The following is a 15,860-nucleotide window of genomic DNA, read 5'->3' as shown; positions in this document are numbered from 1 at the left end:
TTTCCTCGCTATAGAAAGAGATCGTTGTCCCTTTGCAAACTGCGGAAAAGCTTATGTTCCCCCTCCTCATTGACTGCCAGAAAGCTGCAGAAACAGTTGTTATGCAGGCTATGCTAGCGCTTATGCGTTATCGCCAATCTCGCACATTCATTCCTTCATGGGAAAAGCCTGATCAGACACATGTTACTCCTGCTGACTACGCTATCCAATATTATTTTCACCAAACACTTACATCTTTGTTTCCGCATATCCCTTTAGTTGGTGAAGAGACTCTCAATCCGGATACGGATCACCACAAAATTCCTCAAATTCTAAACTTTGCAAAACAACTTGACCCACAAGTCTCGTGTCAAAACCTTTACAAAGCTCTTTCTTCCCAAAACTCCCATTCTTCTCTATTTTGGTTAACAGATCCTATCGACGGCACCTCAGGATTCATCAAACAACGCTATTTTGCTGTTGCTCTTTCCTTGTTCTATGAACACTCCCCTATTCTTTCTGTCATAGCCAACCCTACATCAAACAATGCGTCCTTCAAAATGTATTCAGCAGCTAAAGGTGAAGGGCTCACAATTTATACACCCACCCGTTCTATCCTTTTCTCTCTTCAAGAAGACTTCCAGCTTACCCATCAATTCTGCGAAGCTTCTCTGGCAGCTAGAAACCACCAACATTTGACCACACACATTCTTAGTCAACACCTCCCATGGCATCCCCGACCTGTTCGCGCTGATAGCCAAAGCAAATATGCATGGGTTGCAGACAATACCGTAGACTTCTTCATTCGTATTCCTTATTCCCCTCCACGGGCTCATTACAGAGACCATGCTCCTGGAGTATTTCTTATAGAAGAAGCTGGAGGCCTTGTTACAGATATATCCGGATCCCCACTTACTTTTTCTAATCCTAACTTATATTTGGAAAAACACCCTTTGATTCTTGCTTCCGCTAACGAACGCATCCACAACACTATCCTGGAAACTCTATATAGACTCCGTCACCGGTCTACTTTAAACAGACTATCTCCAGAAGAGCAGTCTTCCTTCACTAAGAATAAGCAGCTAAGCGCTCTTCAACTATAGTGTTAGCAAGAGTCCCTGTATCGATGCTCTCTTGAATGCTTTTCTCATACAGACGTCGTAGAGTTTTTGGTAGACTCTCTACTTTTTTTAAGACTTCTTTAGGTGCATAGGTCTGTCCCACAGAACTAGCAACATTCAATAGGCCTCCTGCATTAGCAAGATAATCTGGCGCATAAAGAATCTCTCGAATTGCTAACTCTTTCCCTATGGAAGTATTTTCAAGCTGGTTATTGGCTGCCCCAACAATCGCTCGACATCGAAGCTGATCGACACTGCACGCGTTAATAACCCCTCCTAAGGCGCAAGGACACAAAACATCGCAATCTACCGAGATAATGTTTTCATCAACTTGAGCCCCATATAAAGTCACTACTTCATCAAGAAGATGTTTTCGTGTGTCATAGACGATTAAATCAGCCCCTGCAAAGAATAGCTCATGCACCAGCTTACGCCCAACAGAACCCAACCCCTGTACAGCAACTCGCTTCCCTTTTATACCCTCATTCCACAGGTAATCAACCGTCTCTTGAATGCATAAAAACACTCCATGTGCTGTGTATATGGAGGGGTCTCCGCTTATTGACGCTAGCCCACAAACGTAAGGAGTCTCCTCATGAATGATCGTCATGTCCTGAACCGAGATCCCTACATCCTCAGCTGCAATATATTTCCCTTGCAAAGAGTCCACAGCTTGACCAAAAGCTCTTAACATTCCTTCTGTAGGGCTAGAGAGCCCCTCCGGTAAGAAAATCACACTTTTCCCTCCACCGGTTCCTGTACTACTAAGAAGAGCCTTATATGTCATTGCTTTTGACAAACGCAAAGCATCCTGTAATCCATCATCAAATTGAGAGTAATTAAAAGCACGAATTCCCCCCAAAGCAGGTCCTACTTTCGTCTGATGAATAGCAATTACAGCCACCAACTGCACAGACTCACAACTAATTTTCAAAACCTGTTCGAATCCTTCAATATGAAGGTCTTCTATTTGCAAAGAGTATTTCATATTCTATGTTCAGCCTATATCATTCTGCAATACAGAAACACTTGTTTGTTGCCAAAAAACCTTCTGAGAGGATTTTTGCAAGGAACTTTTCAGCATTTTTTCACAACGACAAAAATAAAAGCAAAAAGAAAGCTCTATAATTAAAAATAAAAGTTTGTGAGCCAACAAGAATGCTAAAACTATTGGACGAATAAGCTGTTAGCGCAGGATAATTGCTCGCAAAACACTTTAATAGAGAGTTATCTCATGTCTAAAACACCATTATCTATAGTCCATCCTTGGCATGGACCAGTATTAACACGCGATGATTACGAATCTCTTTGCTGCTATATAGAGATCACTCCCTCTGATTCGGTTAAATTTGAATTGGATAAAGAGACGGGGTTACTAAAAGTCGATCGGCCACAGAAGTTTTCCAATTTTTGCCCTTGCCTATATGGCCTTTTACCTAAAACTTATTGTGGGGATCTTTCTGGGGAATATAGTGGCCAGCAAAGCAATAGAGACAACATCAAAGGAGATGGAGACCCTCTTGATATTTGTGTACTAACAGAAAAGAATATCACCCAAGGAAATATCCTGTTGCAAGCTCGACCTATTGGAGGTATTCGTATTTTAGATTCTGGAGAAGCTGATGATAAAATTATTGCTGTTCTAGAAGATGATCTCGTTTACGGAGCTATGGAAGATATTTCTGACTGCCCCGGATCTGTTTTGGACATGATTCAGCACTATTTTTTAACGTATAAGGCCACTCCTGAAAGTTTAATCCAAGCCAAACCTGCTAAAATTGAAATTATCGGCTTATATGGGAAAAAAGAAGCCCAAAAAGTCATCCGACTAGCGCACGAAGATTATTGTAATCTTTTTATGTAAAGCGGAGTAAAGAAAAGGCTATTATGAGATTTCTCATAATAGCCCTTCCTAATCAAGTTTTTTTCATCCTAGGGAACTTTATGAAGCAAATAGATAGTTTTGCACAAACTTATCTGCTTCTGTAACAATATTACGAATTTCTGGGAAATTCAAAAGACGTAAACCTTCCTGTAAGCTCAGCCATTGCACATCACAAATTTCATCTGGATCAGCATGCACTTCTCCCTTAACTTCAGCAAGAAAATAGGTCACTTCTTTACGCACAAAGACTTCTTCTTTGTTGTTAAAAGAGTAATTTTCTACAAATATTTTTGGGAAAAAATTAACAATCCCTAACCCTGTCTCTTCAACAAGTTCTCGTTCCGCAGCTTCCTGAGGACCCTCTTTTTCCTCAGCATGTCCCTTAGGGAACCCCCAATGTTTCCCATCTGTATGGCAGATAAAACAAGCCTTTAAGGTACTTCTATCTGGAGTACCAAAAAATCGGATAGGAATAACGCCAAAAGAATATTCGTGCTTAGTTTTCATCATAATGAAGGTTCATACCTCGAAAATAATATCGTTGAATTATGTCCGCCGAAACCAAAGGAATTCGACATAGCAACATCCACATCCCAATCCTGGGATTTATTCGCAACTACATCAAACTCTTCTATTTCTGCTATAGGATTTTCTATATTGATTGTTGGGTGCAACTTCCCTGTCTGAATGGCTTGAATAGTCGCAACAGCTTCTACCCCACCTGCAGCTCCTAAGCAGTGCCCTATCAAAGACTTGGTCGAATTCATGCGCAAGTTTTTGATATGACTTCCAAAAGCCTTTTTCAAAGCCAATACCTCTGACAGATCTCCTAATGGAGTGGAAGTTCCGTGCGCATTAATGTAATTCACCCGTTCTTTAGGAATACCAGCTTTATTCAAAGCTCCTAGTATACAGGCAGTGATTCCTTCACCATCATCTCTAGGAGCAGTAATATGAAAAGCGTCGCACGTTGTATAGGTTCCAAGCACTTCAGCAAAAATTGGAGCCCCTCTTTTTAAAGCATTATCCAGGGTTTCTAAGACCAGGACGCCAGCCCCTTCTCCTAGCACAAAACCATCCCGATCCCGGTCCCAGGGACGCGATGCCTGTTCAGGAGCATCATTTCTTTCCGACAATGCGCGATTAGCAATAAATCCAGCCAAGCCAACACGATTAATGGCAGCCTCAGTCCCTCCACAAACGATGACATCCGCACGCCCTTCAACGAGATGTTGATAAGCAGCATCAATACAATAGTTGGCCGTTGCACAGGCTGTTGAAATAGAATAGTTTGGCCCCATTAAACCATAATCCATAGCGATCAAGGCAGGAGCCATATTAGTAATGATATAAGGAATAAAGAATGGAGACAGTTTTCTATTCCCTGCTGATAATTTTTCGATCCCCTCATCAAGGGTCCGAAGCCCCCCCATCCCAGATCCAATGATCACTCCGCAACGATGAGGATTCGCAGGAAGAGTCTCTTGATCCCAACGAGACATAGCTATTGCTTTCTTTGCAGCCACAACAGCATATGTAATAAAAGGGTCTACTCGTCGAGCTTGTTTTTTATCTAAATAAGGCTCCGAGTTAAATTCCTCTATCCAACCTGCAAAACGCGTAGCATAATCATCGCAGGGGAAAGATGTGATTGTCCGCACCCCACTAATTCCAGCCAACAGGCTATCATAGAAAGATTCTACTTCATTCCCAAGGCAGGAGACTATCCCCATTCCCGTAACGACTACACGTTTTTTGTTCATACTTTCTCCTTTAAGAAGCTAGACAATCGGACGTAATGATTGCTCCGTCTTTCCACAGTTCTTCTAGGCAATACTGTTCCCGAACAGAAGAGACAAACAAGTGGACAACGATAAATCCGTAATCAATAACAACCCAATCACTATGACTAAGCCCTTCCACATTTAATGGATAGACTTTTAGTTTTTTTAACTCCTCTACAATTGTATCGGCTATAGCCTTAACATGAACCCCAACGTTCCCTTCAACAAAAATAAAATAGTCTGTTAACTGGGAAATCCCCTGAACGTCCAAAATAACGGGGTTGCGGCCCTTCTTGTCATCAATAGCTCGAACAATTCCCTTCAATAAATTTAAACAATACGAATCCATAAAACTGGCCTGAGAATACCCGATTATCCAAGATAAGGTCGAGCTTTTTTTCTAGAGAGAAAAATCCCCTTGAGCCCAAGCTCTCGCGGATATTCTTTATCAAAAATAGTCTCTTTCCTTTAGCGAGATCATTAATTCTTTTGAAAGTCCTCTCAAAAATATATCAACACGCTCCCAATATCCACATAGGAGTAATTTTTAGATTCTCATTACATCCCTATGAGAGACTGCTTTGTGTTAGGACTTGGATTCTCGCAATCATTTTCGATCGCTCTTACTACACATAACAAATAAAACACCATCGTAAGAACCAATCGAGCTCTCTAGAATACGCCGTATACGTAGATGTTTTCTAGTCTTAAGTTTCCTACTTCTTAAAACGATTCAAAAAAAAGAGTCAAAAGGCTTAATACCTTTTGACTGCTTTTCCCCACCACTAGCTTTTAAACAAACTGCTGAATTTGCTTTTTCAGATCGACAATAGCGACATCAAGTTCTTCAAGGGCCCTTCTATCTTCTTCTACCATAGCGCTGTACTGTAAAGCGCGATCGAAGTCGAGTCCAGACCCCCCTAATAATTTTTTATCACATTCAAGTTTAGCTTTAAGCTCCTTACGTCGTAGCACTCGCTGTTCTAAAACTTGACGCATATTTAAAACTTTTTCTTTAGTGTCTGGGCAAGACAACATTTGCTCTTCCAAACGCTCAAGAACGGTTCTTTGCGCAGCATTTACCTGATTATCCAAAGCTACTTTCTTCGCATAGGGAAGATAAGACATCTTCCTTACCGCCTCTTTCAAATCTTGACAGCGATCTTTAGCTCCCTCAGGAAGTTCTCCCTCTTTGCACAGCTCACAGAAAGCATGTACCTCGTCTTCCAATGCTTGAATTGCTTCCGCCCTTGCTTGCTCGGCTTTTGCTTGCTGCTCTTTTATTTCTTTCTCAATAACAGCTTCTCTTTCTCGAACCTGCCCCAACAAAGTCTGAATGCGGCCCTTCAATAAAACAACGTCATCATGGACTAAAGAGACCCCTCGGATATGCTTGGAAATCGTCTCTATTTCCTTGCGAATTTTATGGACCTCTTCATTACCCTGCAAAAGAGCCTCTACCTGATCCAACTGTCCCTGAATTTCTTTCACATTCTCAGCAGAAGTTGCCGCCAAGCGACTTTGCTCTTGTCGTATCTCTTTTTCCAATCCCCTGAGCTGATCCCAACACTGACTCAAACGTAAACGCGTTGCTGAAAAGATTGAAGAAGAGATCGAAAGATGTTTTGCACACTGCTGTAATTTCTTAATTTCTTTTCTTAAGAAAAAGACTGCCTTTTTAAGAGACTCTCGAGAGGATCGTGAAAAGTGCTTGTCGACAAAAACTTCTACATCTTGAGCAAAAAGCTCGCTAACCTTTTCTGTTAACTCTTTTCTACGCGGGAAAACCCTGTTCCCTAAAACGGATAATTTTTGGAAAAATTGGCTCTTGAGTCGCATACGCATACTCACATTCATGAGCTCTTTTCTCAGATTGATAATTTGAGAAGAAAAACTACCCAACCAACGGAGATCTGCATGTGTGGATAAATAAAAATCTTTGTGTGCAGCTAAACTTTGAATATCTAAAGCATCCTGATCTTCTTTAGAGATTTCATTTTTTTCCGTTTTTGAGAAAAATTCGTTAACGTCCGACTCTAAACAAGAAATAGCCAACTCAATTTGCCTTACTAAAAAGGCTCCCTCTTCATCTTGCAAGGTCTTCAAATGACGCCCTTCTCTTGTCAGTTCGGTATAACGTCCCCAAAGAGCTGCTCGCCGAGCAGGATCTTCCAGCTGCTGGAACAAAGGTAAACAAAATTTTCTTACATTCCAGAACAATTTTAAATCGTTATTCTGATCTTCGCTCTTTAGCAAAACTCCCATTTGCTCCAACGCAAACGAAATTTTTTCTTCAACCAAGCTTCTTTCTGCAACCATTTGCTCAAAAGCTTCCATTGACTCACATTTTTGGACATGAACCACTTCTGTTGAAACTTCCGAAGAGGGCTGCTCTTCTTTAGCGTGATCATTTTCTACCGTGTCCTGATTGCAGCAAACTGCTTGCTCTACTTCTGGTGTATCTGAGCCCTGTGCTGGAATATCCATATAATAAACTGCTGGTTAGTGTGAGTCTTGACAAAAAAAACAATTGGTAGTCAAAGTTTGCTCTGGCAATGCATTATCGTCAACGGTTTTATGGGATCTCCATCAAGAATTTCACTCCAAGAAGGGCTCCAACTTTTTCTCTCCTCCCCCTTAGAAGAACTTCGAATCCGCGCAGACTCATTACGAAGAGATCGCTACCCTCAAAATACTATTACCTATGTTCTAGATGCCAATCCCAATTACACGAATGTTTGTAAAATAGATTGTTCTTTCTGTGCCTTTTACAGAAAGCCTAATTCTTCGGATTCCTATTTACTTTCATTCAATGAATTTCGCGAGTGGATGCACCGCTACGTAGAATTAGGTATCAAAACAGTACTACTACAGGGAGGCGTTCATCCAAAAATCGGCATTGATTACTTGGAGACTTTAGTTTCCATTACAAAACAAGAGTTCCCCTCTCTACACCCACATTTTTTTTCTGCGGTAGAAATTTCCCATGCGGCTCAGGTATCAGGAATTTCTACTGAACAAGCACTAAAACGTCTCTGGGATGCGGGTCAACGTACAGTCCCTGGGGGAGGCGCAGAAATATTATCTGAAAAAATTCGTAAACGCATATCGCCAAAAAAAATGTATCCCGATGGCTGGATACAATTCCATAAGCTAGCGCATCGACTAGGGTTTCGTTCAACAGCAACCATGATGTTTGGTCATTTGGAAAGCGCGGAAGATATTCTCTTACATCTACAAACTCTTCGTGATGCTCAGGATGAAAATCCAGGATTTTTTAGCTTCATCCCTTGGAGCTACAAACCCAATAACACAGCACTGGGCCGACGCGTCACTCAGCAAGCATCTCCTGAGCTCTATTATCGCATTCTGGCAATCGCAAGAATCTTTTTAGACAATTTCGATCACATTGCAGCTTCTTGGTTTGGTGAAGGAAAAGAAGAGGGACTACAAGGGCTTTTCTATGGCGCTGATGACTTTGGAGGGACTATTCTCGATGAAAGCGTTCACAAATGCACGGGATGGGACTTGCAAAGTTCTGAGCAAGAAATTCGTATGATGCTTAGCCGCGCAGGATTTACTCCTGTGGAACGAGATACCTTCTATCTCCCAGTTTCTCCTGCCTTCTCAACGAAGATCTAGCCACATAGAAAGTAGTCCTGCGCTATCTTTCTTGCGATATCACCAAGAGTCATGCCCATAGGGCTCAGTTCTCTAAATAGTGGATAACGTTTAAACCAAGTACGTTGTTTTTTCGTATAGCGCCAGGTGTTAGTGATAAACTTTTGCTTGGTATCCTCAAATCGTTCTACGGGGCTCCCCGCATCTAAAAATTCTATCCATTCTCTATAGCCAATTGCCCGAGAAGCTGATGTATTCCCTTTGATCCCTAAAGCTACAAGAGAGCGAACCTCATCTACGAGGCCTTCTTCTAACATCTGATCGCACCGTTCCAAAATATTATGGCGCAATAATTCAGGGTCTGGAGACAAAAGCCAACCTCGACAATGATACTCTTTCGACTCGTTTACTGTAGATTCCCAGGAATAACTAGAAACCTTATTCCCCGTCTTCCGAATAATTTCCAAAGCACGAATAATTTTATTCTTATCATGCTTAGTAATAGTAGCAGCATAGGCCGAATCCAACTCCACTAACTCTTGATAGAGAGCTCCTATACCACGTTCTTGAGCTTCCAATGAAAGTTGCTCTCGCAATGCAAAGTCAGGAGAAGGCCCTGATGGAGGACCAGACAAAAAAGTATGAAAATAAAACCCTGTTCCCCCTACAAGAATCGGAACTTTATTACGAGATAGAATATCTTGACAGGCTTGTATCGCGTGATAATAGAAATCCACAGCATTAAAAGTCTCTTGGACATGACAAATATCTATCAGATGATGTGGAACAGCCTGACGAATAGCTAAGGAGACCTTTGCTGTTCCAATATCCATTCCCTGATAGACTTGCATAGAGTCTACAGAGATAATCTCTCCATCAACAAGCGGAGCCAACTTAAGAGAAACAGCAGTTTTCCCTGATCCTGTTGGGCCAGCTAATAAAATCACCGTCCGCTTAAACATTTTTGAAAAAGATTTTTGAGGATCTGAACACACAGAGAATCCTGCAACAGATCCCGAAGAAGCTGGTAAGGGCATAGTTTAAAAATCACTAAAAGATTCTTGTTCTGCTTTACGGATGGATATTACTTTATCCAATCCAGCAACTCGAATGATATCAGCAACTTCATCTCTAAGACAACAGATACAAAGCTTCCCGCTATGATTTTTTGTTAATTTTGCTAACGAAAGAATCAATCGCAGACCAGCACTACTCATATAAAAAACTTTTTCCATGTTTAGGAGAATATTCACACGTCCCTTCTCAATGGCTTTTGTTAAAAACTCTTCTAAAGCAGGAACTGTAACAGCATCTAGGTCTCCTTTTAAAGAAACGATAAAAATATTGTTATATTCTCTTGCTATCCACTCCATAGTTGGCCCTCTAAGTTAGCTTGTAATCTAATAATGAAATTCTTGACGGAAGGAGTTACTACCTCTTATTTTCAAATAAGGGTTTCTTACTTTTTTTCTCTCTAAAAAAAGAAATTCTTTTTAGATTCTCCTAGAAGCGTTTTTGAGGTTGTTTTGCTCCCCCGCTACTTCTCTTTTTTGACACACATATGGCGTTTTCTTTTTTCTAAAGGCCCGGTTTACTCTCTTTCCTACTCGTTTCTATGTATCTTTATTAGCATTCTTATCTTTTTACCCATTAGCTTGTGGATGACACTTCCAAGCTTGTTTGTTTTTAAACAGTCCTTCACTCCTATTAAGACCCTATTCCTCACTTGCGTTGAACCTCCCCATCTTCCCGAACCCTTCTTTTCAGAGTTATTACATCTTTCCGCAGATGATCCTCCTCACCTACAAACATTTTCCACCAAATCGGCTGAACATTTTTTGAAACAAACGGGAATTTTTTCCGAGATTTCTATTGATAAGGTTCCTGATCACAAGGGTCTAGCAATTTCCTATGCTTTACACGCACCCTTAGCCTTTTTAGGAAATAAAACCCACACATTCATAGGTTTTGAAGGCCAAACTTTTCCAGCTTTACCTTTCTATTCATTACAACTTCCTACAGTCTTTGTTCCACAAGAAGCTCTTAATCAATCACATATTTCGAGTCAAATTCTCACCATCATAAAAATTTTAATAAACAATCTACAAGTAGACCCTCCAAGCATCATTGATCTATCCCAAATAGATCACTATCCATCAGAGTTTGTTGTCAGCTTATCTTCTGGAACTTTATTACGTTTTCGAAAAGATTCTTTTATGTCTGGAATCAAACATTATCAACAAGCACTTAATCTTGGAGCTTTTTCCTCTGGAGCTACTTCCATTTGTGACCTGCGTTGCGAAGATTATCTTTTGCTTAAACGTAAGTAAAAAAGGTTCTTCTTTCTAAGAATTATGCGCAAAACTAGCTCATAGCAGACTGTAAGCTAAAATATTGACGCTTTTTTAGAGTTTCATATATCCTTCGCATGATCTTGGGCAAGAGACTCTTATCAAGATTTTTATTTCTCAAATTAATTTGGATTTTATGGAAAATTTTGCAGCGTACATCGTGAAAAATTTAGTCACTGATCCCAATTCCGTCAAAATTCGATCATCCGAAGATAAAGCCAGCGCAACTCTTAAGCTGGAAATTCACGCGGACTCCGAAGACATTGGAAAAATCATTGGGAGAAAAGGACAAACTATACAAGCATTAAGAACTATTCTGAAACGCGTTGGCGCCAGACTACAGAAAAAAATCCTTGTTGAGCTTGCTCAACCAGAAAATATCTCTCCTGTGGATGAAGAATCTTTATCTCTAGGCCATGCAGCAACAGACTCTTCTGACGATTTTGAAGAGGATTCCTTTATTGAAGATAGCTTTGAAGAAGAATCCTCAGTTGCTGTCAGTACTTTAGCGGGCACATGCCATGGCTGTAATTGCTCTCATCATAGTTAGTTCGATTGCCTTACACAGGAATCTTCTTACCGAGCAGCCAACGCTTGATCTATTAAAGGTGTCGATATCAAGCGTTGGCGTTGGTCGAATCGTTGTAATCCATCTATAACAAGTTGATGCACAATTTGTTCGCGATTCCAGCCCTTACGAACAAAAGCAGCAAGGAAGGGGCTTGCTGTTGTCATACCAGGAATAGGATTGATTTCTGATAACCAAAAGCTCCCTTCATTATCGACAAAAAAGTCAATACGACAAGACCCCTTTCCTTGTAATAGACGATAAATTTTCTCTGCAACTCCAAGCAATTGTTCTCTCGTTTCTTTAGAAAGATCTACATCAAATACGATCTGAGCACTAGCCCTACCACTTAGCCCATACTTTTCTTGATAATCAATAAACCCGCCTCTGCCTCGTCTTTCATGCATTCCTGCAACAAAAAAGACTCCAGATCCATCGCCCAAAAAAGAAACCTCTATTTCCCTACATCCCAAACGACTTTCTTCTATAAAAACGTCATCATCTCGAACAAAGGCTTCATTAATTGCATCTCGCAACTCATTAGTATCATGAACTTCAAAAACGCCAATACTAGATCCCAAATGCACAGACTTCACAAACATTGGGAATGAAAAAGCCGCCTTTATCTGAGCTAAACATTTCTCTTGATCTTGCTTCCATCCCTTTAATGTCAGAGGGAGATAAGGCACAACAGGAATACCTAAATCGCTCATAAAACGCTTGGTTAACACTTTATTCATTCCTATTGCAGCAAAAACTAAAGAAGGCCCCGTATAGGGCTTCCCAATAGTCTCTAAAAACCCCTGCATAGCCCCATCTTCACCATAAGGGCCATGCAATATCGGTAAAATGACATCTACCTTACTTAATTTTCCTGCTATCTCTGGATCAAAAATGGTTTTTCCTGTCTCCTCTGACAATTCTAGTGAAGAACCAGTCTTCCATAACCCCTCACGGGTAATTAAGAAATACTGTACCTCATAAAACGAATGCGAAAGATACTTTGCGATATTTTGTGCAGATAGAATAGAAATATCATGTTCACAAGATCTTCCACCACAAATAAGTCCTAGAGAGAGTTTCTTCGGTTCAAAATCTCGTAAGCTCTCACCTAAAACCTCGATATCACCAGCACCTAATGCCACGCAAACATCATGCACACGAATATGCTTTTCTAAAAAGCCCTGTAACTCACTAAAAGGAACATAGGCACATGTTACCAAAGACTCCCGACTAATAGACTGAGCTAACTCTTTATAAGAGACATCTTCCTCTGCCTCTCCTGCACTGTACACATCTGTTAATAACACCTCATCAGCACCTTTGAATGCCGAAGGGAAACATCCCATACACTCTTTTAAACGAGAAAATCGGTGAGGCTGACAAATGGCTAAAACGCGTCGTGATCCCACGGCAGAGCGAACAGCTTGCAATGTACAGGCAATCTCAGAAGGATGGTGCGCATAATCTTCTAAGAAAAGAAAGACCTCTGAAGAATTCTTCCTCTGTAATCGTCGTTGAACCCCTGGGAATCTCTGCAAAGCATCCCTAATCGTATCTTCGTCTATTCCTAATGACAAAGCTACTCCCATAGCTGCCGCAGCATTCATCACATTATGCTCACCGACCAACCGTACTTCCACATCCTCGTATAAAACGTTCTGATACCTTACTGTAAAGAACGATCTCCACCCCTCTTGTCGATAAGTTAAAATATGTAAATCACAAGAAGAGGTAAATCCAAATGTATGTCCTACCAAGCAAGACCGCAATCGAGAGCAATCTCCATTGTACCAACAAATCTGACGAGTTTTGGTAGAAAAATCTTGTAAAGATGCAAGCAAACGCTCCCGATCTCCACCAAAATTAGACAGATGCTCGTCGTCTATATTGGTAATTACAGAAAATTCTGGTGAATAATTCCGAATAGATCCGTCGCTTTCATCGGCTTCTGCAACAAAATACTCAGATCCTGAACTCCCATTGATCCCTTCTCCATTTAACCCTCCTATCGCAAAAGAAGGGGTTTTCCCAGCTTCTTGCAAGATGACTGTAATTAAAGAAGAAACCGTTGTCTTTCCATGACTTCCTGTGACAAAGATAGAAATTTGCTCTTTTGTAAGCTCTGCTAATAATTCAGCCCTATGAATAAGACGGTTTCCTTTATTCAGAGCAGCTAAAAATTCAGGATTGTTTTTAGAAATTCCAGAACCATATACAACTACCGATTCTTCCGGGACATGCTCTTCTTGATTTCCTAAGAAGAACTTCACGCCTTTATTTTTTAACGTTTCCACTATTTTCCCTTCAGAAAGGTCACTCCCTGATACGCTATATCCTCGGTCAAGCAGAATATGAGCTAAAGCACTCATTCCGATCCCACCAATACCAATGAAGTGGTAACACAAGCTTTTCATCGTTAGCCTATAGAGATTCGCAGATAAACTGATATAATGATTTGAAGGATTTGTTCTTTTGAGCATCCAGCATAGCTTTGCGCCTATTTTCACTAGTTGCTGGATCTAAAGCAAGCAAAACCTGCTTACGTAAACTTTCTTCTGTCAAATGCTTTTGCAAAATCATGGTCCCACCACCAAGAGTTTGTGTGAAAAATTTTGCATTTGCTTCTTGATGTCCATGAGCTCCTGGATAAGGAATCAAAATAGCTGGCACCTGAACCCAAAGCAACTCATTAAGAATCGTAGCACCTGCCCTTCCAATTACTAAATCACTCGCTTGCAATACTCCAAGTATATTTTTTTCAAAAAACGTTACTTTATGCTGAATTCCAGCATCTTGATAAACTCGAGAAACCCCTTCCAGGTCTCCTTTAGGGCCTACAATATGATGAACATATAAATTCGCATGTTTTTCACGAACATAAGCCAAAGCTTTAGGGACACAATCGTTTAAAATTTTTGCTCCCTGAGATCCTCCTACTACACAAATTACAGGAGAAGCTTCTGGAAAAACGATCTGCTCTGATGGCTCTCTGATAGGAAGAAATACCTCTTCTGCTCGACAACGAAAATGCTCTCCAGCTGCCGAAAAAGACATCCCTACCCCTTTAGCAAAATGAGAAAACAGCTTGTTGACTTTCCCTGGAACAACATTTTGTTCATGAAGAAATAGAGGAATTCTCTTTCTGATAGAAGCGAGAATAGCAGGAAGGGAATGATAGCTCCCAAATCCTACTGCTACATCTGGAGCGAAAGATTTTATCATCCGAAGCGCAGCCGTATATCCTTGATACAACTGCCGTGCTCCAGAAAACATTTGATTTGGACGAAGAGAAAAGGGAGATCCAGAAGGAATATCGTAGTACAATACATCTGGTTCTCCTTCCAAGAAACGCGTTAACCCCTTTCCTAAAAGTAGAACTTCTACTTTCTCCTTAATGAAAGTCTCTCTGGCTGCTAAAGCGGGGATAATGTGTCCCCCTGTTCCCCCTACTGCCAATACAACCTTGCTGATCTTCTTCATCACATATCCTTAATAGCAATCCAATGCCACACATATTAGCAATTAGAGAAGATCCTCCCTGACTAAAAAAAGGAAGATTCACTCCCTTACTAGGCAATAACCCAGAAACAACTCCTAAATTGATAAATGCCTGCATCCCAATAATCACAGTAATTGAAATAGCAAGAGCTGCTCCAGATAAAAGGGAAGCCCTCATAGCAATGACATATCCACTATAAATAAATCCCATATAGAGAAGAATCAATAGGAGCATCCCAACAAAACCAAACTCTTCCGCATAGATAGCTGCAATATAATCATTCTGAGCTTCTGGAAGATAGGTTAATTTCTGCAATCCCTTTCCGGGACCTTTACCGAATAACTTCCCAGATCCTGCTGCGATCTTTGCTTGATATGGTTGATGCCCTCTCCCTTTAATATCTAATTCTGGATGCAAATAAACCTGTAAACGATTTCGAACATAAGGAAGCCGATAAGCAAAAATGCCTCCGATACAAAGGATACAGAGCAAAGGAACGAGCCAATAACGCAATCGTACCGCTGTAACAATAAACACAGGAATTAAAGAAAAAGCAATTACCGCTGCAGATCCATTATCCGGCTCAATCGCAATCAAAAAAATAGGAATAAATAGCAAGGAAACAAAAGCAACGAATCGCTTAAAACTACTACGAATAGCGACTCTTGTGGTCAAACATTCGATAGCAACACAAGGAATTAAATATTTAACAAACTCGGACGGTTGCAATGTTAGCTGTCCTACTCCTAACCAACGTCTAGCTCCATTTCTACAAACACCGACACCTGGAATAAGCACTAAAATCAAAGCCATCCCCACCATGATGAGGAGTACAGGGCTCATCTTAAGAAAATCTTTCCATCCTAAAATATAAATGAACGACGCAACAGAGAGCCCTAGCACCAGATAGGTTATCTGCCGGATCAAAGCTTTATGCGTGCTACACGACAAAGCCCGATCCAACACTTCTGCCGACGAGGTATCGAATACCATGATCAGCCCAAGAGAAAAAATTCCTAATAAACAGGAAATCAGGAACCATTTCATAA

The 15,860-nt window shown here is 40.7% G+C and carries 15 protein-coding genes; 5 read left to right on the top strand and 10 right to left on the bottom strand.

The features are described from left to right. The first annotated feature begins 53 nt into the window (after positions 1–53). Entirely contained in the window at positions 54–1,082 is a 1,029-nt protein-coding gene (locus TC_RS00815; RefSeq protein WP_010232069.1) for an inositol monophosphatase family protein, read from the top strand. On the opposite strand, the gene TC_RS00810 is transcribed toward TC_RS00815, so the two are convergent. Continuing rightward, entirely contained in the window at positions 1,048–2,088 is a 1,041-nt protein-coding gene (locus TC_RS00810; protein ID WP_010229539.1) for a Glu/Leu/Phe/Val dehydrogenase family protein, read from the bottom strand. The genes TC_RS00815 and TC_RS00810 overlap by 35 nt on opposite strands. A 246-nt stretch (positions 2,089–2,334) precedes the next feature. Here TC_RS00810 and TC_RS00805 point away from each other — a divergent pair, with 246 nt between their 5' ends. After that, positions 2,335–2,964: an inorganic pyrophosphatase gene (locus TC_RS00805; protein ID WP_010229535.1), complete on the top strand. Its 630-nt coding sequence runs from the start codon at positions 2,335–2,337 to the stop codon at positions 2,962–2,964. Between the two features lie 78 nt (positions 2,965–3,042). On the opposite strand, the gene TC_RS00800 is transcribed toward TC_RS00805, so the two are convergent. The 4 genes from TC_RS00800 to TC_RS00785 all read right to left on the bottom strand — a co-directional run bounded on the left by TC_RS00800 (position 3,043) and on the right by TC_RS00785 (position 7,256). Then, a complete protein-coding gene (locus TC_RS00800; protein WP_010229534.1) occupies positions 3,043–3,495 on the bottom strand; it encodes a bis(5'-nucleosyl)-tetraphosphatase in 453 nt (150 codons plus the stop codon). After that, entirely contained in the window at positions 3,492–4,748 is a 1,257-nt protein-coding gene (gene fabF / locus TC_RS00795) for a beta-ketoacyl-ACP synthase II (protein ID WP_010229532.1), read from the bottom strand. The genes TC_RS00800 and fabF overlap by 4 nt, the downstream gene beginning before the upstream one ends. A 10-nt stretch (positions 4,749–4,758) precedes the next feature. Then, the gene (gene rsfS / locus TC_RS00790; protein WP_010229529.1) at positions 4,759–5,118 is read right to left on the bottom strand and encodes a ribosome silencing factor; all 360 of its coding nucleotides are present in this window, start codon (positions 5,116–5,118) and stop codon (positions 4,759–4,761) included. 443 nt (positions 5,119–5,561) lie between these two features. After that, positions 5,562–7,256 carry a hypothetical protein gene (locus tag TC_RS00785; protein ID WP_010229527.1) on the bottom strand — a complete coding sequence of 565 codons (1,695 nt, stop codon included), beginning with the start codon at positions 7,254–7,256 and terminating at the stop codon, positions 5,562–5,564. A gap of 90 nt (positions 7,257–7,346) precedes the next feature. Here TC_RS00785 and mqnC point away from each other — a divergent pair, with 90 nt between their 5' ends. Next, positions 7,347–8,411: a cyclic dehypoxanthinyl futalosine synthase gene (gene mqnC, locus TC_RS00780; protein WP_010229525.1), complete on the top strand. Its 1,065-nt coding sequence runs from the start codon at positions 7,347–7,349 to the stop codon at positions 8,409–8,411. Here the strand turns inward: mqnC and miaA are convergent. Continuing rightward, positions 8,408–9,427, bottom strand: coding sequence for a tRNA (adenosine(37)-N6)-dimethylallyltransferase MiaA (gene miaA, locus TC_RS00775; protein WP_010229522.1), 1,020 nt, complete (start codon positions 9,425–9,427; stop codon positions 8,408–8,410). The two genes, mqnC and miaA, sit on opposite strands and share 4 nt — an antisense overlap. A 3-nt stretch (positions 9,428–9,430) precedes the next feature. Beyond that, positions 9,431–9,763, bottom strand: coding sequence for an anti-sigma factor antagonist (locus tag TC_RS00770; RefSeq protein ID WP_010229518.1), 333 nt, complete (start codon positions 9,761–9,763; stop codon positions 9,431–9,433). A 153-nt stretch (positions 9,764–9,916) separates the two neighbouring features. Between TC_RS00770 and TC_RS00765 the strand changes: the two genes are divergently transcribed. Next, positions 9,917–10,720 carry a hypothetical protein gene (locus TC_RS00765; protein WP_010229515.1) on the top strand — a complete coding sequence of 268 codons (804 nt, stop codon included), beginning with the start codon at positions 9,917–9,919 and terminating at the stop codon, positions 10,718–10,720. A gap of 157 nt (positions 10,721–10,877) precedes the next feature. After that, positions 10,878–11,291, top strand: a complete 414-nt coding sequence (locus TC_RS00760) for a KH domain-containing protein (RefSeq protein WP_010229513.1) — start codon at positions 10,878–10,880, stop codon at positions 11,289–11,291. A 26-nt stretch (positions 11,292–11,317) separates the two neighbouring features. Here TC_RS00760 and TC_RS00755 read toward each other — a convergent pair whose 3' ends face one another. The 3 genes from TC_RS00755 to ftsW are packed head-to-tail and all read right to left on the bottom strand — an operon-like array spanning position 11,318 to position 15,858. Further along, complete coding sequence (locus TC_RS00755) at positions 11,318–13,726, bottom strand: bifunctional UDP-N-acetylmuramate--L-alanine ligase/D-alanine--D-alanine ligase (protein ID WP_010229511.1); 2,409 nt, start codon at positions 13,724–13,726, stop codon at positions 11,318–11,320. A gap of 7 nt (positions 13,727–13,733) precedes the next feature. Beyond that, entirely contained in the window at positions 13,734–14,792 is a 1,059-nt protein-coding gene (gene murG, locus TC_RS00750; RefSeq protein WP_010229509.1) for an undecaprenyldiphospho-muramoylpentapeptide beta-N-acetylglucosaminyltransferase, read from the bottom strand. Further along, positions 14,704–15,858, bottom strand: a complete 1,155-nt coding sequence (ftsW, locus tag TC_RS00745) for a putative lipid II flippase FtsW (protein ID WP_010229507.1) — start codon at positions 15,856–15,858, stop codon at positions 14,704–14,706. Before ftsW ends, murG begins: the two co-directional genes overlap by 89 nt. Positions 15,859–15,860 lie beyond the last annotated feature (2 nt).

It is taken from the genome of Chlamydia muridarum str. Nigg (assembly GCF_000006685.1).
GTDB classification, from domain to species: Bacteria; Chlamydiota; Chlamydiia; order Chlamydiales; family Chlamydiaceae; genus Chlamydia; species Chlamydia muridarum.
The sequence above is the reverse complement of the archived record's forward strand: the minus strand, read 5'-3'. Positions and strand labels throughout refer to the sequence as shown.